This window comes from Flavobacterium oreochromis (assembly GCF_019565455.1).
Classification (GTDB): Bacteria; Bacteroidota; Bacteroidia; order Flavobacteriales; family Flavobacteriaceae; genus Flavobacterium; species Flavobacterium oreochromis.
The window spans coordinates 157,002-178,331 of record NZ_CP067377.1 but is presented as its reverse complement, the minus strand read 5'-3'; the positions used below and the strand labels follow the sequence as shown (position 1 = coordinate 178,331).

The window sequence follows — 21,330 nt, the reverse complement described above, 5'->3', positions numbered from 1 at the left end:
AAACAGGTTTCATTTTTTTGAAGTTTTGTAATAGGACTTTCTCTCCAAAGAGTGGCTAGCATTTTATTGTGAGGAATATTTCTACCAAGGCTTTCCCATAAAATATTACGATAACCTAAAGTGGCAATTTCGCCTAAAATAGTAAATCCTTTTGATTGTAAAAAGAATCGTTTTTTATGAGGTTTTCCAACCAAGTGGTTATAATAGGAGTACTCTCCATATAGTAAGGAGAAAGTCCACGCATAAAACCCATATTAACAACAGATAAAGCTGTTTTTGTAAAATATTTATTATGATTAGTAAGGTTAAAAAAAGTACGTATTGATTGTTGTGCAGAGTGAAAATCAGGAGCAAAACCTAAAGGAATTAACTTTTTTTGAGCAATATCATTAGTGAAAATTAAAGTAAGTTTATTATCCCATTGCCAAGGATGTACAGGAAACCAATAATATTCGTTAGGATTTACTTTTTCAGATTCTAATACTTTTTCAAAATGAATTTGAGTGTCAATATCTAATTCTGTTTTAAGTAATTGCTCATAATTAAGTGTTTCAATACAGGAAAATTGAGCAGAACTTTTATGTCCTGCTAACCATAATAATTGAATAGAATTATTAGCTTCAGGAGAAAAGGTTTTAAAATCTATACTGCTAAAACCATTTTTACCACTATTAGCTAGAAAACAAGGATGTCCTTCTGTAACAGCGTGTTCAATGGTTTGATAATCTGTGTTAGGGAGTTCATTAGCAAGAATTTTTTCATTCGTAATTTTATAACCAGTACTATAAAGAGTGGCATTGATTTCCTCTAGATAAGTAGGTAATAAATCAGTTGGGATTTCTAGTACTTCTTTAAATTCTATTATGAAGCTAACTAGACACAAGGGGATGTGATTCCCATTACAATCTTGTTTTGTAATACTTTCGTAAGGAATGTACCAATGATTAAGAGCTTTTAAATCAGCAGTAAAACTATAGGTATATTCATTGTTTATGGTATTTACATAGTATTTGTTTAATTTCTGATTATAAATGGGATTAATGAGGGCTTCATGTGTAAACTCTGAAATAGCTTTTCGGATAAGAATTTTATTTGCCTTTTCCCAGTTAGCTGATTTTAGATGGTTTATGTTTTCTTTCAGAATATTAGCCATGTATGTTTTTGTATTCATAATTTTATTTTATAAAGAAATGTCCGAAAAGTAAAGAATCAATATTTAGTTTGTTATTTAAAAGTACTAAGGGGTAAATCTTAATAATTATTATCTAACTGTATCAATTAATTTGAAAAAAATCTGTTGAATTTTCTTTTAATTTAGATAAGCAGTTTTACCTTTTCGGACAGTCTCATTGAAAAAGCTTTAAGATTAATTTTTCTCTGTCATAGCATTATAGTATTGTTGTCTTGTACAAAACTCTAATCGTGCTTTTTTATGTGGTAATTCAATAATTTTTTGAAAAACAAATCCTGCTTTTTTATTCAAAATGTGAATTTTTTTATTTTTTGCGTCAGGTTCTACAACTACCCGTTTTACATTAGAATCACTGAAAATAAAGTCTAAGATGAATTTAAAAATATGCCAAGTAAAACCACTTATTTTTTTATCAGGAGGGGCTACTAAGATGTGCATTCCTATATCTCCTTTATTCACTTGATAATGTTCTTTTATGATGTCTTCTTGAGGATCATAACATTCTAATAAAAAAGCAGTTTTTCCTTCAAAAAGGCCTATGTATACGTAAGTGTTTTCTACTAGTTTTTGATAAATAGTTAGAACTTGATCATAACTTAAACCCATCATTCCCCAATAAATAGCATATTCTTTTTGAACCCATTCATAAATTATAGGTAGATCGTGAATTAGGTCAAACTTTCTTAATTCAAAAGCCCCTAATCCATTTATTTTTTTACTAAAGCAAATGATGTTTTTTATATTCTGATTTGATTGCTGTGTATTGTTCATACGGTCTTTGTTTAAGCTATTACTTTTTTGTACGGAGCAATAGGATTGGAAATTCTACCTTGGAATTGTAATAAGGCTACGGGATCGTCAAGATTAATCATTGTTTTATTATTATTGAGTTGTAATCTGTTTAAGCAGGACAATTCAAAATCAGCAGCAAAAAGATCGTATTTTTCAAATTTAGTTTCTAAATGTGGATGTGCTTGTTGGTATTCCTGAATGCTTTCTGCTACTAGATTCCAAAAGCGATTTTCATCATATTGTATTTGAGAGACTAATATACCTGCCATAAAACGGAAGAAACCATCAAAAACGTCAATAAATATTGAGAGTAATTTTACTTCTTCAGGTACTTCGGCATACATTCGTTCTAAGTTTTTGGGAAGTTGAATTGTTGGGTTTAGAATGACCGCTTCTTCCGTAATATCTTTCATAAATGAACGAACAGGAACGTGATCTTTCAAGCCTAAAATTAAGTTTTCACCATGAGGCATAAAAACGAGATCATATTCATAAAAACAATGAAGAAGAGGGGTAAGATAAATTGAAAAATAAGTTTTTAACCACTGGTCAGTACTTAGTTTAGATGCTTTGATTACTTCGGTTAAAAAGGCATTTCCTTTTTGTCAAGATGTAGCAATGCAGCCATTGTCATTAATTGTTCTCCTTTTTGAAGGTATTTTACAGGGCTTTCTCTCCATAATGAAGCAATCATTTTATTGTAAGGATTATGTTTTCCGTAACTTTCAAAATAAGGATTAATATAACTAATAGAAGCTACTTCTCCTAGCATACTAAATCGGACTTGTTGTAGGTAACTATCATTTTTGAGTAAATCGTCTAACCATTTTGCCATTTCAGGTGCACTCCCTAAGTAGTAAACAGGAAGTCCACGCATAAATCCCATATTTAAAATAGATAAAGATGTTTTAGTATATAATTTTTGAGGATGACTCACATTAAACAATGTTCGAATAGATTGTTGGGCTTGATGATAATCAGGTCCATAACCTAAACAAATTAAATTACCTTGTGCTATTTCAGGAGAAAAAATAGTGGCTAATTTGTTAAACCATTGCCAAGGATGAGTTGGCATAAAGAAATAGTCGGATGGATTCTTTCCGTGTTCTTTAATTATGATATTAAATATATCAATAGTTTCATCTCCTAATTCTTGATGTATTAGGGTGTCATAATCTAATTCTTGAGTACCTGCATAAACGGTTCTATCTTTCTTACCGGCTAACCAAACTAATTGAAAATGATTGCCCGTTTCAGGAGTGTAGGCTTGATAGTCAGTACTATTAAAACCTATTCTTCCATTATTAGCAACAAAACCAGGATGCCCTTCGTTCATAGATTGTTCAATGGTTTGAAAATCAGCATGAATTAATTGATAAGAAGCTAGACTATCTTTGTCTAATTTATATATGCTACTTTGTAGTGTGCTGATTATTTCTTCTATATAAGAAGGGAATAATTCTTCTGAAATACCAATGGTATTTCTATATTCATTGAAAAATAGGATGGCATCTATTTTTTCTTCTGAATTATAATTTTTAATAATTGAATTTTCATTAATTAGCCAATGGTTAAGAGCTAGTTTTTTTGCCTGAAAGCTGTATGAAATTTCACTATTGTCACTGATGATTTGGTAGGTTTCTATCCCATTTTCTGAAGAAATAAATGTAGGGGTAAAAATATTTTCGTGAGAAAATTCACTAATTGCTTTTTTAACTAATAATTTATTAGCTAGTGACCAAGTTTCTTCTTTTATATGAGTAGTGGCAATTTCAGGATTTTCAATTTGATTAAATAATTTTGATATATTTAATGAGGTAGTATTTTCTGAATCCATTGTTTTAATGAATTGCCTTCTAGTACAAAAAGATAATCGGGCTGTTTTATGAGGTAATTCCACTATTTTTCCATCTTTAAAACCAATTCGATGGCATATTTTAAACATTTTCTCATTTCGAATATCAGGTTCTACAACAACTCTTTCAATTGTAAGATCAGAGAAAATAAATTTCATTATAGAAGTAAAAATATGCCAAGTAAATTTATGAATGGGTTTATTAGTAGGTGCTACTATTACATGGATACCACAATCATGATCCTTTACTTTGTAATAATCAGATATAGGATCCTTTTTAGGATTATATTTCTCTAATAGAAATGAAACTTCGCCATTTACTTTTCCTAAAAAGACTTCTGAATGTTGTATGATTTTCTCATATTCATTTTTAATTTCATCTACGTTTTTACCAATCATTCCCCAATATTGAGCATATTCTCTATTAACCCAATCGTGAATAATAGGAATATGGATAGGGATATTAAGGGGCACAAAATCAATTGTTCCTAACCCTTTTATTAGAGTAGAAAATATAATTTCTGATGTGGTATTTACTGTGTTTTTTTCATTTTTAACTACTTATTGGTTGTTTTTCAAACGATATAATGCTGAGTGACTGTAATTTTCGGTATAGAATATTAAGTGCTAAAGTGAATATTGTAAATAAGATAATGAGCCCTAAAACATGCCATTGATCTAAATTCCAGAATCCAAAAACATACATTCCCCAATTAATTAGAGTCCATTGAATAAAGTAAATGCTAGTAGTGTTTTTACTTAAATAAATTATTGTATTGAAGAATCGAGAGTTAGGGTTAAATAACTTAACTAGTTGGTTAGATATCCAAAAAGAAAGCATCATAATACCTAGTAAAATGATAGTACCTCCAGGTCCTAGGTGGTAATAATCTCCAAAATGATATTTGTAATTTGTGAATACAAGTATGAACCCTAACAAAATTAAACCCAAACTTTGTAACGCTAGATTCTTAAAGAATATCTGGGTGTCATTATTTATTTCTTTTAATTGTTTACCGAGGAATACTCCGATAAAGATAAAAGCACTCCAAGGAAATACAGGAAAGTATACATTGTATTGATTGCTAAAGAATAAATCCGTTACATATTCAAGCCCTATGATGTTTATATTAATTCCGCTGACTTCTTTGGATATTACAATTATAAAGAGTCCAAAAAGAAATATATCCATTTACTATTTGTTATTTGATTAATAAAAGCAATGAGGATTAAACTTAATCCTGCTAATTGTAAAATATCTCCAAGTCCTAAGAAAAATAATTCTGTTTGGAGTGTTTGTGTTTTTAAATGATAAGCATTTAAAAAACGATAAGGTAAGCCTCCAAATATGAATTCTGGGATTATAAATTTTACAAAATTTAATGAATAGCCTATAAACAATATGTATAAAGCTCTTTTTATAATGGCATAAAAAGATTGTCTTCTAGAAAAAGTAAATGCTATTCCCATAGCAATAAGATACATAGCAGCTCCGCGTCCTAGCCAAATTATTATTTGACCTATTATTGTATCTGTTTGGGTTTTGAGTGTACCGTATATAAGCATTGTGTGTACAATGACTAAAAAAAAGACACTTATACCTCTAGTAAAATCTATTGCAGCAATTCTATTGTTTGTCAATCCCATTATAATTCTAGGTTTGATTTTTGTTTTTCTGTTTCAGTAATGCCAAATTGTTGGAAGGCAATTTGTTTTTCAATAGGATAAATTTCTTTACCTGTGATTTCTTTAATAATATAAGAGTTTCTATAGCATGCCATTCCTAAATCAGGAGTTACAAAACCATGTGTATGTAATTCAGCATTTTGAACAAAAATTGTATCACCTTCTGTGTCAATAGTATAATTACGGTTAGTTGCATAGCGTCCTTTATTATCCCAGTTAATTTTATGACGAATTTCATTAATAAATGAAGGAATAGTGCTAGAATAACCAGTTGCTAGTATTAGAGCCTCTGTGGTATGTTCAAAATTTTTATCCTGTTCCGTATGATGAAGTTCTAATTCAAATTTTTGTGATATTTGATTGTACTTAGAATTGATACAGGCAGCGTTAGTTCTTAAATTGACATCAATGGGATGTAAGACTTTTTTATAATATATAGTGTCAAAAATACTTCCAATTAAGTCTTTGTTAATTCCTTTATATAATTCTTTTTGGTTTTGAATTAAATGATCTCGTTTTTCTTCAGGTAAATTATAAAAATAATCTACGTATTCAGGAGAAGTCATCTCAAGGGTTAGTTTGCTATAGTCCATTGGAAAAAAACGAGGAGATCGAGTAATCCAGTTTAGTTGATAGCCATAGATATCTATTTCTTGTAATAAATCATTGAAAACTTCGGCCGCACTTTGACCACTTCCTAAAACCGTAATAGATTTTTTTAATTGAAGTTTTTGCTTATTAGCTAAATAATCAGAAGAATGTATAGCTTGGCTTTTGAGTGATTGACATGAGTTAGGAATGTATGGCGTTGTTCCTGTACCTAAAACTAACTTACGACAAGCATAAATATTTTCTTTTTGGTTTTAGTGTCTTGTACAGTAACTAAATAGATTTTTTCTTGCTCATTGTAATCTATTAAGGTTACTTCTTTGCCAAAATAAACATTAGGTAATTTATTTATAGCCCATTGGCAATATTGATTGTATTCGTTACGTAGAAGTAAGAAGTTTTCACGAATATAAAAAGAGTATATTTTCCCTTTTTCTTTTATATAATTTAAGAAACTAAAGGGACTTGTAGGGTCAGCTAGTGTAACTAAGTCAGCTAAAAAAGGAATTTGTAAAGTAGTGTCTTGCAAAAGCATTCCAGGATGCCAATCAAATGATTCATTTTTATCAAAAAATAAACCATTTAAATTCTCTATAGGATTTGTTAGACAAGCTAAGCCAAGATTAAATGGGCCTACGCCAATTGCAATAAAGTCATACGTTTTATTTTTCATGAGATTTTAATTTTTAATTGAATATTGTTGACCATGATAAGTGATTAAATCAATGATTTCATCTATATCATTTGTAGTTGTTAAAGGATTTAGAAGAGTGAATTTTAGAAAAACTTTTTCGTTCACTTTCGTACTGGTTATAATAGCCTTTCCTTCATTAAAAATGGCTTTTCTTATATACGAATTTAAATTACAGTAGGAAGAATTGTGTTGATCTTCAAAAGGAGTATATCTAAAAACGATTGCGCTGATTTCTGGTTGATGAATAATTTCAAAATCATTTCTGTTTTTTAATACACTAGCTGTGTAGAGTGCATTTTCTATAGCTGTTTCTAGATATGAACTTAAACCTTTTACACCTATACAGCGAAGTGTAAACCATAATTTAAGCGCATCAAATCGTCTAGTTGTTTGAATAGATTTTTTAACCATATTAGGAATTCCTTCCTCTTCTTGTTCCTTAGAATTTAAATAATCAGCATGGTATTTTATATAGTCAACAAATGATTTATCACGCATAAAAAAACCACTGGAACTAACAGGTTGGTAAAAAGTTTTGTGATAGTCTATTGTGGCAGAATCAGAAAGCTCTATTCCTTTTAATTTATTTTTATGTACTTCACTAATTAATAAACCTCCACCATAGGCAGCATCAACGTGAAACCATAGATTGTTTTCTTTCGCAATTATTGCTATTTCTTCTAACGGATCGATTGAACCAAAATCTGTAGTACCAGCTGTTCCTACTATAGCTATAGGTATATCTCCATTCGTTTTTAGTTGTTCTATTTTGGTTTTAAGTTCCTGAATGTTCATTTTAAAGTTTTTGTCTACTGGAACTTGTACAACAGCATTTTGTCCTAAACCTAATAGGCTAAGATTCTTTTTAGGCTAAAATGGCTTACCTCAGAACAAAGTACTTTAAATTTTGATGCTTCTGCTGGTAGCCCTTCCATAACAGGATTTATGTTATATCTTGTTTTAATGTAATGGTCTCTAGCTAATAAGAGCCCCATTAAATTAGATTGTGTGCCTCCACTTGTAAAAATACCTTCACCTTGTTTAGGATATTTTAATAATTCAAGTGTCCATTCAATTAATTTTAATTCAATATATGTTCCACCTGTACTTTGATCCCAAGTATCCATGGAGGAGTTTAGAGAAGAAATAAAAGCTTCTGCAACTAAAGTAGGAGTAAGGATAGGACAATTTAGATGAGCTACATATTTTGGATGGTGAAAAAGAATGCAATCATCAAGGTATATTTTTTGAATTTCATTGAGTACTTTACTTAAAGGTAGACCATTGTCATTGTCATATAAGTCTATTTTATTTATTAATTTTTGTAAGGATGAAATACTTTTGCCTGTATAAGGAGTTATTCTTTTTCATTATTTTTAATGATTTGCTTTACAGCTTTTTTCATACTTTTTTTGTAAATACTCAAGTTTTCGGTTTTTTCAGAAAAAATGTGTAAGTTGCTGTTTAATAGTTTTTTATTTCCTTTTTTAGGTTTAGTTTTAATAGTTGAAATCAATTCGCTCATGATTTATTTAGATTAAATAAAAATTACTAAGCAAAGTAAGAGTTAGAAAATTGATTTATCAATACCTTTATTATTGGTTTTTTTTTACTTTCATGATAGTATACTAATACCCGATATAGGGTATTTTAAATGTTTTAATAAAAATAATAAAGCCTTCTTGATTTAATCCAGAAGGCTTTATATAATGATAATTTAAAAGTTTAATTATTTATAATATTATTTTTTAAGCTATAAAGAATTAGATTGGTAGTTGTATTAACACCTATTTTTTTCATAATGTTTTTTCTATGTGTGCGAAAAGTATGAATACTGATACATAGTTTATTTGAAATTTGCTCATTAGTTTTACCTTCTGTTAGCATTTTTAAGATGCAATGTTCTTGTTTTGTTAAATTGAAATCTCGTGGTTTGTAAAAACTTTTTGAAGGAAAGTATTCTTCATTTTTATCTATAGACTGAAATAGTTCTATGATTTGAGATTCAGAACAATCTTTACTGATAATAGCATCAACTGAGTTAATAATGTTTGGTTTTATTGTTGTATGATTCTTGAGATAGATTTCGTTAGAAGTCATAATAATGAGTTTAATCATTTTATTTTCTTGTTTTAGATGAATAATTTGATTCAGTGAATCATTATTAAGACTAGTAGGGTCAAAGAAAAGATAGTTTATGATTATTTTCTGTGTTAAATTTTCTAATTGATAAAAAGTATCTAATTCATAATTTTTAGATTTAATTAGTAATTTATGTATAAAGGAGTTAAAAGCTTTTCGAAATAAGCTTGGAGTGTCTAATATGGCTACTGTTTTCAAGCATTAATAAAATTATAGATTTATTGAATAAAAAATTTAATTCCAGTTTATGGATAAAATGTCATTTTCAACTAATTTGAAAAATTCAGTTTTATTAGGTTTTGTTAAAACTTGAAGTTCAAATAATTCTATTCTATTTATCATAATGATAAAATTATCTTGAAGAGTAGGGATAGGAATCTTTTTTTCGTATACAGAATGTTCATACTCTCTTTCCCAAAAGACAGGATTCATTCTTTTTAAATACTTATAAAACGCATCTAATTCTTCAGCAGACATACTAAAGTTTAGATTGTTAAAAGTTAGTTGGTATTTTTGGCAGCCTTTTAAAAAGATGAGCATACCATTATTTGTTTGATTAATGATTGAAAAGTTGCAACACATAATTATTTATTTTTACGTCCCCACCAAATTAAAAAACCTGTTATTGGTAATGATGCTATTAAAAGACTTATTAAAAATGCGAAAATTTTACCTGCTAATCCACCAATGGCTCCCGTATGTATATCATAATTCATACGTAAAAGCTTGTCTGAATTGTCAGCATCTTTGAGTTGACCCCATAAATGATTGACTTTTTTTTCCTCTAAAGAATATTGATCAAAATAGCGATAATCTGTTCTCCAAAGAGTATTAGATTCCGAATTAGAATTACAAGCTATAGAAGTACTATCATTTAGAGGTGGATGTATTTCAATTGATTGAGCATTAGGATATTCTGATTTCATGATAGACCAAGCTTTGTCTAGAGATAATGAGCTGTTTTTTAAGTTTTTATTCTTATAAAAAGCAGTAGGTTCTTGATAAATCATGGATTTTTCTCCGCCTATAGCTTTGTAGTATAAATATCCAAACCAAGGAAATCCCCAAACTAATCCTGTAATAATAAAAATTAATGCAAATAAGGAAGTATAGAATCCGATTATATTGTGTAGGTCAAAATTTTTTCTTTTCCATTTAATTCCTTCTTTCCATTGAAACCATATTCTTTTTTTAATTTCTTTATTTCGTTTAGGATACCAGAGTATGATTCCTGTAATAACTAAAAACATAAAAAGTAATGTAGCGGTTGCTACTATAATTTGTCCAATAGAATGTGGTAGCCATAAGTACATATGACCTTCAAATATAAAATGGAAAAAACCTGTATTTAGATCACTTATTTTAATGATTTTACCATTATAAGGATTTAGATATAATACAATATGATAACTAGGAGAATCTTTATAAAATATGATTTCAGCAGCTTTATTAGTACCATTATATTTTATAGCATGTATTTCTTTATTTGGAAATTTTTTTGTAGCTATATTCCTTAATATGCTAGGAGTTAAAAGAAGACTATTTTGTGTTTTGACTTTAGGATGTTGTTGATTCCAAGTTTGAATTTCTTCTTTAAACGTATATAAAGCTCCCGTAGTAGCCACGATAAAAACAATAATGCCTGAGATTAGCCCCAACCAAAGATGTATTTTTCGTGTTTTTTGTTTAAAACTATTTTTTTTCATCTTTCTGTTAACCTTTAGACACTTTTAATTAAAAGTGCCTAAAAGTTTTTTATACTATTAAAATTTATAAGTTATCATAGCTCTCCAGTTTCTGCCTGGTTCACTTTGCCAATAAGCAATTGTCCCTGCTATTCCTCCAGAATAAAGATATTTGTTGAAAAGATTATTTACATTTAATGCTATATTTAATCCTCTATATCTCCAGTTGATTCCAGTATCTACTCGTAAGTAATCAGGTAATATGGTTTTATTATCCATTCCCCAATTAGATGTAGAACGATCTACTAAATACTGATAGCCTAACATAGTTCCAAAACCTTTAAAGATTGATTCTTCTTTAAAATTATAATTGATCCATCCATTTGTTGTGTGTTTTGAATGACCTTCAATTCTTTTGCCAATGTTTAAAGGATTTGTGTCTTCTATTGTTTTTACTTCTGTAAAGGCATAATTTAAGACAATGTTTAATTGAGGGGATAGTTGTCCTTGTATATCAAATTCTAGACCTTCAGATCGTACTTTACCTATCTGTAATTTGTTGTTGATGTCATAAGGATCTGTTACTAATACATTTTTTTCGTAATTTGATAGGCGGATATAGTAGTTTTTAATTTATCTTTTAAAAAGGATTTTTTAAATCCAGCTTCAATGTTATTAGCATATTCTGGATCAAATGTTTTTCCTGTTCTATTGGTACCATAGTTTGGTATAATAGAATTGTCATATTGTGAGTATAGAGTGAAATTTTTTGTTAAATCAAAACTAATTCCTGCTCTGGGTGTTATTTTTTTAATAGTAATTTCATTTTTATAATCATCATTTGTTTTTCCATTAAAATAGCGTCCAGCAAGAGTTACTCTAAGTTTATTGTTTAACAACCATATTTCATCTTGTGCATAAACTGATGTATATTCTGTTCCGCTACCAATATTGGTTAATTCTAAATTTCTATCAAATTTAGGGTATACCGCATTACCATAAGACGGTTGAAAAAGATTAAAAGGGATTGGATCATAAGTAGCTATATGTGACCAATCATATTTACTGTTTAGTTTTTTATAGTCTATACCACTTAAAAGTTTGTGAGTTATTCCTAAAAAGGTTACTTCCCCGTTTAGATAAATTTGAGCTAATTCATTTAATGCTTTGGTGTCAAAGTTGTTCAGCATTCTTTGGGTATAACCAAGAGGATGTATAGCATAAACCCAATTCGTATAACCCAATTGTTTGTACTGCATAATCATGTATTGAGAATTGATAGACCATTTAGTATTAAAATTATGATTGAAGTCAATAAATAAATTTACTTCTTCTATATCTGAACTTGGATAATTTTGATCTATATGAGAAATGTCTCTATCTAAACTTCCAAGTCCTTTTTCAGCAGGAGCAAAAACATATGATGCACTTAGCATTTGTTTTGCCTTTTGATAAGTAAATTCAGTTGTTATTGATGTATTATCATTAAATTCATACTTAAATGATGGAACAATACTATATCTAGAATTATTTTCAAATTGTCTATTTGTTTCGGAATACTGATACATACTATTAAAACGGTATTGAAGCTTACCATTTTCGGTTAATGCTCCTCCTAAATCTAAGGAGGCTCTATAAAAATTAAAGCTTCCACCTGAGAAACTAACTTCATTGACTGGTTTTTTAGTAGGCTTTTTAGTTACTACATTATAAATACCACTTGGTGCTCCTGCTGAAGTCATAAAGCCAGATGGACCTTTTACAAATTCGATATTCTCTACCATAGATAAATCAGTTGCTAATGGTCCGTATCCAATATCTATATTCATCCCATTTCTAAAAGAGGGAAGTTTAAAACCTCTCATATTTATATTAGCATAATTGCCAAAATGTTCATTCATTTGAGCACCACTTATATTACGGGTGACATTTTCCATCATTGTAGTAATATTCTGGTTTTTTAAAAGTTCATTCGTTACAATTTGAATGTTTTGAGGAATTTTTGAAATCTCAGTCTTTAATCTTAAACTGCTAGAAACTTTATTAGAAGCAAATTTGTTTGCGGTTCCAGATATTGCAATTTCTTTTATGCTATTGATCGAATCCTTGTAGATTCTTTTTTTTTGTCCATATGTGTATATAGACATAGTGGCTAATAGAATAATTAAAATAGACTTATACATATTTATTTAGATTAATTAAAAATAAAAACAAAGTAATCTATAAAAAAAATAAAAAACAAGTTTATTTAGAATAAATAAAAATAAAAAAATTGATGATTTTTTAAAAAAAAGATATTAAATTGTAATCTGTTATAAACCAGATAAATATGTATACGCCAATTAATCAATGGGCCGAGGATGATCGACCACGTGAAAAATTTTTAACAAAAGGGAAAATAGCTCTGTCAGATTCTGAGTTATTAGCTATTCTTATAGGTTCAGGGACTCGTAACGAAAGTGCTGTACAGTTATGCCAGCGTATTTTAGCTTCTGCAAATAATAATTTAAATCAGTTAGGTAAATTATCCATTCAACAGCTCATAGAGTTTAAGGGAGTTGGAGAAGCAAAAGCATTGTCTATAGCCGCAGCATTAGAATTAGGACGTAGGCGCAAAGAAGAAGCGATAGAAGAAATTACAACAATAACATCTAGTTCGCAAGTATATTCGTTAATGCAGCCCGTAATAGGGGAATTACCTCATGAAGAATTTTGGGTGCTATTCTTAAATAATTCGAATAAATTAATTTATAAGACACAAATCAGTAAAGGAGGAATTACAGGAACTATTGTAGATACTCGATTAGTTTATAAGTTAGCATTTGATCATTTTGCTACAGGGATAATTTTATTACATAACCATCCATCGGGAAGACTTAATCCTAGTGAAGCGGATATAAAGTTGACTAAAAAAATAATAGAAGCAGGGAAACATTTAGATATTTTAGTTTTAGATCATTTGATAATAACAGAAAAGGCGTATTTTAGCTTTGCTGATGAAAATCTGTTATAAATGATACAAATCAAACAATTAAAGTATAGTTATTCTAATCATAAAAAATTGCAATTTCCTGATTTTAGCTGTTTCCCATCTCAAGTTCTTTTAATCACAGGGAATTCAGGTGTTGGTAAAACTACTTTATTACATTTATTAGGAGGTTTATTGTTACCTGAATCAGGTGAAATCTTAATTGATAATTGTGCTCTAGAATCTTTAAATGAAAGTGAAAGAGATCATTTTAGAGGAAAAAATATAGGTGTTATCTTACAAAAAAATTATTTTATAGAATCCTTAAATGTTTTAGAAAATGTTTTGATAGCTTCTTATTTTGGAAAACAAAAGGAGGAAACGATTAAAGCAAAAGAAATTTTAAATCACTTAGGATTATCGGATCATTTTTATAAAAAGACTTATCAATTAAGTTTAGGACAACAACAGCGTGTATCTATAGCAAGAGCTTTGATAAATGAGCCCAAAGTAATCTTAGCAGATGAACCTACTTCTAGTTTAGATGATGAAAATGTAATGATATTAGCTGATTTATTAGAAAGTATAGCTAAGGTATATCAAACAGCAATGATAGTAGTTACACATGATGCTCGTTTAAAAGATCGTTTTCCAAATCAAATCCGATTAATATGATAGCAAAATTAGCTTGGCGAAATATTTGGTTTAAACCTTTAAATACCTTTTTGAGTATTATACTTCTTGCTAGTAGCGTGGGAATAATAACACTTTTAATATTATTACAAAAGCAGTTTGAGGATCAATTTTCATCTAATGCTGATGATGTTGATTTAGTTCTAGGAGCTCAAGGAAGTCCTTTGCAGTTAGTTTTATCTTCTGTATACCAGGTAGATGCTCCTACAGGTAATGTTAATTATGATTCTGCGAAAGTATGGATGCGTCATCCTTTTGTAGAGAAAGCAATTCCATTAGCTTTTGGAGATAACTATGATGGTTATAAAATTTTAGGAACTACTGTAGATTATTTGAATAAATTTGATGCTAAAATAATTGACGGTAAAAAAAAATTAAATGATTTTGAAGTTATTGTAGGAGCTACTGTTGCAAAAAGAATGAATTTAAAAAAGGGAGATACTTTTTATAGTATACATGGAGAAGCAAAAGAAGGGGAAAAGCACCAGACAAGACCCTTTAAAGTTGTTGGATTATTAAAGTCTACAGGTAAAATTATAGACAATGTAATTTTGTGTTCTATTGAAAGTGTTTGGAGAGTACATGAAGAAACTAATCATGTGAATGAAGTAGAACATACTGAAAAAGAATCGAAAGAAATTACCTCGGTTTTATTAAAATTAAGAAATAAAATGGCTATTATGATGTGGCCACGAATAATTGCGTCTAATACTAAGATGCAAGCAGTTTCTCCTGCAATTGAAATTAATAGATTATTTACCTTATTTGGGGTTGGAATTCAAGCATTATCTTATTTAGCTTATGGTATTATGATTATTTCAGGTCTTAGTATTTTTATAACCCTTTATAATCGCTTAAAAGAACGTAAATATGAATTTGCTTTATTACGTTTACAAGGAGCAACTAAAAGACAATTAATGTTATTAGTTTTATTAGAAAGTATGTTTTTATGTTTAGTTGGTTTTTGTTTTGGAACGATAATTGGTAGATTTGCCCTAAAAATAGTTTCAAAACTTTCAGAAGAGGATTTTAAAATAAGTTTTAACCCATTTGAATTTATTTGGGAAAAAGAAATTTTATTGTTAGTAATAACTTTTTTACTAGGTGTTATTTCAGCTTTAATTCCCGCTATGAAAGCATATAAAATGAATTTGTCAAAAACATTAGCAAATGCGTAAATGGATTGTATTGATTGCTATGGTTAGTTTTACCTTAGTAAGTTTTAAAAAAGCAAATAATAATATTCAGAAAACGTTTCAAAAAATAACAGTTACAAATGATACTTTGACATGGAAAAAATTAGGGTATATTAAATTTGTCAAAAAGCAGCATAAAGATTATGGAATGATTGATTATCCTGTAATTAGCCCTGAAATTAAAATTCGAAATAATAAAAAAGTAATTATTTCAGGATTTATAGTTCCTATTGATAATGTGAATTATGCAATTAGTAAAAATGTTTTTGCTTCTTGTTTTTTTTGCGGAAAAGCAGGACCAGAGACAATAGCTGGTTTAAAATTTAAAGAAGGGAAGAAAAAACTTCGTACAGATCAATATGTAACAATATCAGGAATATTAAAGATTAATGAAACAGATGTGGATAACTGGATGTACAATTTAGTTGATGTAGTAATCTTAAAAGGAGAGTAGTAAGGAGCGGAGCCTCTATAGATTTGAAATTTTTATTAATCGTGTTTATTCATTTATGAAAAAGTTTTGTTGAAAAGAGTTATATAATAACGAAAAAAATAGCAATTAAGACTTATAAAAAATGAAATATGATCATATACAACATATATTCTTTGATTTAGATCATACACTATGGGATTTTGATTTAAATTCACAAAAGACATTTGAACTAATTTTAGAACCAGTATTTCCAAAATTAAATATTAATGATTTTATTAAGATTTATAATCCTATTAATCAGGCATATTGGAAATTGTACCAAATGGATGAAATTACTCATGAGGAATTACGTTATAGAAGATTAAAAGATACTTTTGAACGATTAGAGATGGAAGTTTCAGATTTTTTAATTGCTAAAATATCAGAAGATTATATTGTTAATTTGCCTACTAATAATTCTTTGATAGCAGGATGTATTGAGGTACTTGACTACCTTTATCCAAGATATAATTTACATATAATAACTAACGGAGCTGCCGATGTACAATTTAAAAAAATCAAAAATTCAGGTATTGATCACTTTTTTTATACTATAACTAATTCTGAATTAGCAAGTGCTAAAAAACCAAATAAATTAATTTATGAATACGCATTAGAAAGAGCAGGTGCTAAAAAGGAAGAAAGTATTATGATTGGAGATTGTATCCAAGCTGATGTTGAAGGTGCTTTGAAATTTGGAATTGAAGCTATTTATTATAATCCAAATTGCCAACCTGTTAAAGAAAATATAGAACAAATTAGTTTTTTAGTTGAATTGAAAAATAAATTTTAAAATGAGTAAAAATTTAGTCGTGGTTTTAATGAATTTCATTTCGTTAATGAGTTTTGGACAATCATTAAATGATTATAAGATAGTATTAATACCTTCCAAATTTGCTTTTCAGAATGAAGATAATCAGTATAGGATTAATTCTACTGTTAAAGTATATTTAAAACAAAAGGGATTTGAAGCATATTTATCTAATGAAAAATTACCTGAAGATTTTTTAGATTATAATTGTAATAAGCTTTTAGTAAATGGAATTGAGGAAAATACAATTTTTTCTACCAAAATTAAATTTGAGTTTAAAGATTGTAGAGGAAATCTTTTATTTACTACTGATTTAGGTGAAAGTAGAGAGAAAGATATTGCTACAGCTTATAATTTAGCTACAATTCAGGCCTTAAATTCTTTTAGCAAATCTAATTATAAGTTTTCGGGTAAAGATTTTGATGAAGAAATTATTCAAGCTAAGTTAAAAGAAATGAATAAAGAGGTAATTACAGAGACTAAAGTGATTACAGAAAAAACGGAGCTTTATTATAAAGTAATAGATAAAATAACTAATGAAAATTTGGTTTTATATAAAACAGCTAATCCTCTGGTTTTTTTAACCGTTTTTAAAAATCGTAATGGTATAGTAATTCAAAAAGAACAAAATTTCTTTTTTGAATTTATAGACGGAGAAAAAGTACTCTCAGAGAAAATAGATATCAAGTTTTAAATAAAGCCCCCTAAAATTTAGTATAGGGGGCTTTTTCGTTGTCAAAGTATTATAATTTAGCTTTTTCTTTTATATTCTCAATAATCTTGTCGCTATTAGGATTGAAATTATCCCAAAGTTTCCATTGATTGTTGATTTTCTTAATAAAATAAACTTGTTCATTAGTAAAGTTTACAATTTGTGTATTTGTTCCATTAGGATTGGTAAGGGTTAAATTCCAATATTCATTAGTTGAAATGATTATTAATTTCTCATCTTTAGAGATGAATTTAAAATTGAATATTTCATAGTTTGAATGATTATTTTCATAGTTGTAAATATATCCTTGTTGTACTAATTCATTTAAGTTTCTTGTAATTCTTTTTAATAAAGGGCTTTCTATGTCTAGAATTGAGTAAAAATCTTCTATTTTAAAATTTGGTACTTTTTTGATGCTATATAGCTCTAAATAACAGAAATGTTTAATCATTTTAAATAAATCTTCTTCAATGACTGAAACTTGGTTTTCTGAATTTTCTTTTTCATTAATCTTTTCTACTTTTATGTTCTTAGGTTTTGTCTTATTTACGATAAATTCATCTAGGTTTTGAAATCCTAAAAATATAGCTAGTTTATTTAATGTTTTTATAAAACGTATATCGTCTGTATAAACCTTATCTTTTTTAATTTCAAAAATTCTTTTTAAAGTAGTAGCAGATATTGTAGTTCCAATTTCTAATCTTTTTTTCTCGTCAATTAATTTAGTTCTTTTTAATTCGAATTCAATAATTTCAGACAGATAAATATAATGTGCTCTTTTCCAAGTTCGGGTGTTATTTAAGAAACTATTGGTAATTTTTGGGTCTTTTAAAATAGAAAAGATTAATATTTCTACTATCTCTTTCATGCTTTTGAATGGTATTGAAGTGTATTGTTCTACAAAATTAACGTATTTATATTTATGATTGCTTTTAATTTTAATTTATGGTTAATATAAGTTTATCTTTTGTTTTTTATTAACAAAAAGTTGTTTTTTAATTTGCGCTATTCTTAACCTAAAAATATTGTAAAATGGAAACCCCCCTTTTTTTTAAAAATTTTTACTAACTCTATTTCTGTATTAGCTTCAACATTTTTGTTTGTATCTTGTCAGACAGAAAAGCTAGATAGAAATGAAAAAAATGAAGAACTAGCAAAAAGGAAGAGTTTAGGAAATTAGGAGTACCTGAATTTTCTGAGTCTTATTTAAAATCTATTGATCCGTTAACCCCTGCTGAGTATAAGCAGCATGTAAGGAATTTACGTCCAGACCTTTCTTCGCAACAGATGCGCGAAGCATTAACTGAAACACTTCCATCTTCTTTTGTTTTACCTGCTATGCCTATTGGTGATCAAGGAACAGAAGGCTCTTGTGTAAGTTTTGGTATTGGTTATGCAGCACATAGTATAACCAGATATATTAATAATCCTATACATAATAAAGATTGGAAAGGGGCTATTAGGAGTGCTGCTTTTGTTTATAATCAAATTAAGTTGTCTGATTGTGCTAGTGGTTCAATGCCAGATGATGCTATGAATTTGTTGCAGAGTAAAGGAGAATGTAGTCAGCAGCAGATGCCTTATGTAGAAGGAAGTTGTTATACTCAACCTAATTTTAAGCAATTTCAATATGCAAGTGAACGAAAAATTAGTGGGTGGAAAAATATAACAGCTACTAATGTAGATGATTTGAAATATTATTTGAGTAAAAATTATCCTATTCCAGCTTGTTTTAACTATAATGCTTCATTTCAAGCTATCTCACAAAACAACTTTGTTTGGGATAAAGTTTATGGAAAACGAACAGGAGGTCATTGTGTTTGTATTGTAGGGTATGATGATTTAACGAAACAGTTTAAAGTACAAAACTCATGGGGTAATACATGGGGAAAATCGGGTTATTTTTATGTTACTTATGATGCAATTAAGCAAGGAGCTTTTGTTTGGGCTGCTATTATGTTCCCTAATCTTAAACAAGATACGCCTCAAGGAATCTAATAGAATAAGGTTGTGCCTCTTTGATCATTATTATTCTATTATTGAATAAATTATTTTTTTATAAAATTATTAATTAATTTTTGTTAGAGTGTAGTAAAGGATAAAATCTTTAAAAGTTGATTAATGATTTTCTAAAAGAAACTCTCCAAAAACTAAAAAACGAACGACCTTGTCACTCCGACCGAAGAGGAGTCTCATAATGAATATTATGTGATTTGCTTCGCTTATTCGGACAGAATTCTAGGGACTCCCTTTGGTCATAATGACAAGATTACAGATTTTTAGGATATGAAGAATATGTTAATTTAATACTAAGAAGAGAGTTTGTAGGGGGTGCTTCTTATAAAAGTAATTTTCTTTTTAAACAATTTTTTTTAATATTTATATTTATCCTTCCATCTGTTTCTTAGAAATTGACGCAGTTCTCGTTCTCTTGCATTTTCTCCTGGTTCAAAAAACTTTGTTTCGCTAATTTCATTAGGAAGATATTCTTGTTCTGAAAAATTATTTGTGTAATCATGTGAATATTTATATTCTTCACCATATCCTAATTCTTTCATAAGTTTTGTAGGTGCATTTCGTAAGTGTAAAGGGACTGGTAAATCTCCTGTTTGTTTAACTATTTGTTGAGCTTTTCCTATAGCTATATAGCTAGCATTACTTTTAGCTGAAGTTGCTAGATAGATTGCACATTGACTTAGTATAATTCGGCTTTCTGGATATCCAATTGTAGTAACCGCTTGAAAAGTGTTGTTAGCCATAATTAGAGCTGTTGGGTTAGCATTTCCAATGTCTTCGCTAGCTAAAATTAGCATACGTCTTGCGATAAATTTTACATCTTCACCTCCTTCAATCATTCTTGCTAGCCAATATACCGCACCATTCGGGTCACTTCCTCTTATAGATTTTATAAAAGCAGAAACTATATCATAATGTTGTTCACCTGTTTTATCATATAAAACAGTATTTTTTTGTACTAAATGTAATACTTTTTCATTAGTGATTTCAATTGGAGACTCATTAGATGAGTTGATGATTAATTCAAATGTATTAAGGAGTTTTCTACCATCGCCACCGGAAAGTCTTAAGAGAGCCTCTGTTTCTTTTAAGATGATATGTTTATTTGCTAATATTGTATCTGTCTTTAAAGCTCGTTTAAGTAGATTTTCTAAATCTTCTTTGCTAAAAGCGTTTAAAATATATACCTGACAACGTGACAAAAGTGCGGGGATGACTTCAAAACTTGGATTTTCTGTAGTTGCTCCAATTAGTGTTACCCATCCTTTTTCTACCGCTCCAAGTAAAGAATCTTGTTGTGATTTACTAAATCGATGAATCTCATCAATAAATAAAATAGGATTTTTAGAGGTAAATAGACCGCCACTCTGTTTGGCTTTGTCTATAACTTCTCGTACTTCTTTTACTCCAGAATTGATTGCACTTAATTCATAAAAAGGGCGATTACTATTTTGAGCAATTATTTGAGCTAAAGTCGTTTTTCCTGTGCCAGGAGGTCCCCATAAAATGAGTGATGGTATTATGCCACTCTTGATTTGGTTTGTTAAAGAACCTTGATTACCAACTAAATGGGTTTGGCTGATGTATTCTTCTAATGATTTAGGTCGTATTCTTTCTGCTAGTGGTGCTTCCATAGGGAGTAAAATTAAATATTTCTGACAAAAAATCATTAAAACAATTTTGGATCTTTTTTTGATCAGGATTTTGTCTTAAATTAATATTGATATTAGTTTATTTTTAATTGATATTTAAATAGAAAAATTAGGTGTGATTTATAATAATATAATTTAGAGATATGAAAGAACAT

The 21,330-nt window shown here is 28.6% G+C and carries 23 protein-coding genes and 1 pseudogene; 7 read left to right on the top strand and 17 right to left on the bottom strand.

Going from position 1 to position 21,330, the window contains the following annotated elements; all coding sequences use genetic code 11:
* Positions 1-38: 38 nt before the first annotated feature.
* From JJC03_RS00990 to JJC03_RS00925, 15 genes and pseudogenes are all read right to left on the bottom strand, one after another.
* Positions 39-1,153, bottom strand: a pseudogene (locus JJC03_RS00990) (IucA/IucC family protein); the annotation flags it as partial.
* Between the two features lie 213 nt (positions 1,154-1,366).
* The gene (locus tag JJC03_RS00985; RefSeq protein WP_088398883.1) at positions 1,367-1,963 is read right to left on the bottom strand and encodes a GNAT family N-acetyltransferase; all 597 of its coding nucleotides are present in this window, start codon (positions 1,961-1,963) and stop codon (positions 1,367-1,369) included.
* Positions 1,964-1,974: 11 nt separating this feature from the next.
* The gene (locus JJC03_RS00980) at positions 1,975-2,508 is read right to left on the bottom strand and encodes an IucA/IucC family C-terminal-domain containing protein (RefSeq protein WP_258932566.1); all 534 of its coding nucleotides are present in this window, start codon (positions 2,506-2,508) and stop codon (positions 1,975-1,977) included.
* A 59-nt stretch (positions 2,509-2,567) separates the two neighbouring features.
* Complete coding sequence (locus tag JJC03_RS00975) at positions 2,568-4,313, bottom strand: GNAT family N-acetyltransferase (protein WP_235873821.1); 1,746 nt, start codon at positions 4,311-4,313, stop codon at positions 2,568-2,570.
* A gap of 79 nt (positions 4,314-4,392) precedes the next feature.
* Positions 4,393-5,031: an acyltransferase family protein gene (locus tag JJC03_RS00970; protein ID WP_235873820.1), complete on the bottom strand. Its 639-nt coding sequence runs from the start codon at positions 5,029-5,031 to the stop codon at positions 4,393-4,395.
* Positions 5,001-5,486 carry a heparan-alpha-glucosaminide N-acetyltransferase domain-containing protein gene (locus JJC03_RS00965; RefSeq protein ID WP_235873819.1) on the bottom strand — a complete coding sequence of 162 codons (486 nt, stop codon included), beginning with the start codon at positions 5,484-5,486 and terminating at the stop codon, positions 5,001-5,003. The genes JJC03_RS00970 and JJC03_RS00965 overlap by 31 nt, the downstream gene beginning before the upstream one ends.
* Positions 5,486-6,325, bottom strand: a complete 840-nt coding sequence (locus JJC03_RS17080) for a SidA/IucD/PvdA family monooxygenase (protein WP_258932565.1) — start codon at positions 6,323-6,325, stop codon at positions 5,486-5,488. The genes JJC03_RS00965 and JJC03_RS17080 overlap by 1 nt, the downstream gene beginning before the upstream one ends.
* A gap of 26 nt (positions 6,326-6,351) precedes the next feature.
* The gene (locus tag JJC03_RS17075; protein WP_258932050.1) at positions 6,352-6,807 is read right to left on the bottom strand and encodes a SidA/IucD/PvdA family monooxygenase; all 456 of its coding nucleotides are present in this window, start codon (positions 6,805-6,807) and stop codon (positions 6,352-6,354) included.
* Positions 6,808-6,813: 6 nt separating this feature from the next.
* Positions 6,814-7,623, bottom strand: a complete 810-nt coding sequence (locus JJC03_RS00955; protein WP_235873818.1) for a pyridoxal phosphate-dependent decarboxylase family protein — start codon at positions 7,621-7,623, stop codon at positions 6,814-6,816.
* A 50-nt stretch (positions 7,624-7,673) separates the two neighbouring features.
* Positions 7,674-8,081, bottom strand: coding sequence for a pyridoxal-dependent decarboxylase (locus tag JJC03_RS00950; protein ID WP_258932564.1), 408 nt, complete (start codon positions 8,079-8,081; stop codon positions 7,674-7,676).
* A 472-nt stretch (positions 8,082-8,553) separates the two neighbouring features.
* Entirely contained in the window at positions 8,554-9,168 is a 615-nt protein-coding gene (locus JJC03_RS00945) for a LuxR C-terminal-related transcriptional regulator (RefSeq protein ID WP_088398878.1), read from the bottom strand.
* 36 nt (positions 9,169-9,204) lie between these two features.
* Positions 9,205-9,552, bottom strand: a complete 348-nt coding sequence (locus JJC03_RS00940; protein ID WP_088444274.1) for a DUF6686 family protein — start codon at positions 9,550-9,552, stop codon at positions 9,205-9,207.
* A 2-nt stretch (positions 9,553-9,554) separates the two neighbouring features.
* Complete coding sequence (locus JJC03_RS00935) at positions 9,555-10,676, bottom strand: PepSY-associated TM helix domain-containing protein (protein WP_088444275.1); 1,122 nt, start codon at positions 10,674-10,676, stop codon at positions 9,555-9,557.
* A 57-nt stretch (positions 10,677-10,733) separates the two neighbouring features.
* On the bottom strand, positions 10,734-11,222 hold the full coding sequence (locus tag JJC03_RS00930) for a TonB-dependent receptor domain-containing protein (RefSeq protein ID WP_374226254.1): 489 nt from the start codon (positions 11,220-11,222) through the stop codon (positions 10,734-10,736).
* A gap of 17 nt (positions 11,223-11,239) precedes the next feature.
* On the bottom strand, positions 11,240-12,838 hold the full coding sequence (locus tag JJC03_RS00925; RefSeq protein WP_235873817.1) for a TonB-dependent siderophore receptor: 1,599 nt from the start codon (positions 12,836-12,838) through the stop codon (positions 11,240-11,242).
* Positions 12,839-12,984: 146 nt separating this feature from the next.
* Between JJC03_RS00925 and radC the strand changes: the two genes are divergently transcribed.
* From radC to JJC03_RS00895, 6 genes are all read left to right on the top strand, one after another.
* Positions 12,985-13,668, top strand: coding sequence for a RadC family protein (gene radC / locus JJC03_RS00920; RefSeq protein WP_088398874.1), 684 nt, complete (start codon positions 12,985-12,987; stop codon positions 13,666-13,668).
* Positions 13,669-14,298, top strand: a complete 630-nt coding sequence (locus JJC03_RS00915; protein WP_088444277.1) for an ABC transporter ATP-binding protein — start codon at positions 13,669-13,671, stop codon at positions 14,296-14,298.
* On the top strand, positions 14,295-15,494 hold the full coding sequence (locus JJC03_RS00910; protein WP_235873816.1) for an ABC transporter permease: 1,200 nt from the start codon (positions 14,295-14,297) through the stop codon (positions 15,492-15,494). Before JJC03_RS00915 ends, JJC03_RS00910 begins: the two co-directional genes overlap by 4 nt.
* The gene (locus JJC03_RS00905; protein ID WP_088398871.1) at positions 15,487-15,966 is read left to right on the top strand and encodes a hypothetical protein; all 480 of its coding nucleotides are present in this window, start codon (positions 15,487-15,489) and stop codon (positions 15,964-15,966) included. Before JJC03_RS00910 ends, JJC03_RS00905 begins: the two co-directional genes overlap by 8 nt.
* Before the next feature lie 121 nt (positions 15,967-16,087).
* A complete protein-coding gene (locus JJC03_RS00900) occupies positions 16,088-16,777 on the top strand; it encodes a YjjG family noncanonical pyrimidine nucleotidase (RefSeq protein WP_088444278.1) in 690 nt (229 codons plus the stop codon).
* A 1-nt stretch (position 16,778) separates the two neighbouring features.
* Complete coding sequence (locus JJC03_RS00895) at positions 16,779-17,489, top strand: hypothetical protein (protein WP_235819321.1); 711 nt, start codon at positions 16,779-16,781, stop codon at positions 17,487-17,489.
* A gap of 49 nt (positions 17,490-17,538) precedes the next feature.
* Here the strand turns inward: JJC03_RS00895 and JJC03_RS00890 are convergent, their stop codons facing one another.
* Complete coding sequence (locus JJC03_RS00890; RefSeq protein WP_088444279.1) at positions 17,539-18,375, bottom strand: hypothetical protein; 837 nt, start codon at positions 18,373-18,375, stop codon at positions 17,539-17,541.
* 419 nt (positions 18,376-18,794) lie between these two features.
* Between JJC03_RS00890 and JJC03_RS00885 the strand changes: the two genes are divergently transcribed.
* Positions 18,795-19,505 carry a C1 family peptidase gene (locus JJC03_RS00885; protein ID WP_235873815.1) on the top strand — a complete coding sequence of 237 codons (711 nt, stop codon included), beginning with the start codon at positions 18,795-18,797 and terminating at the stop codon, positions 19,503-19,505.
* A 374-nt stretch (positions 19,506-19,879) separates the two neighbouring features.
* On the opposite strand, the gene JJC03_RS00880 is transcribed toward JJC03_RS00885, so the two are convergent.
* Positions 19,880-21,157, bottom strand: a complete 1,278-nt coding sequence (locus JJC03_RS00880) for a replication-associated recombination protein A (protein ID WP_088398209.1) — start codon at positions 21,155-21,157, stop codon at positions 19,880-19,882.
* Positions 21,158-21,330 lie beyond the last annotated feature (173 nt).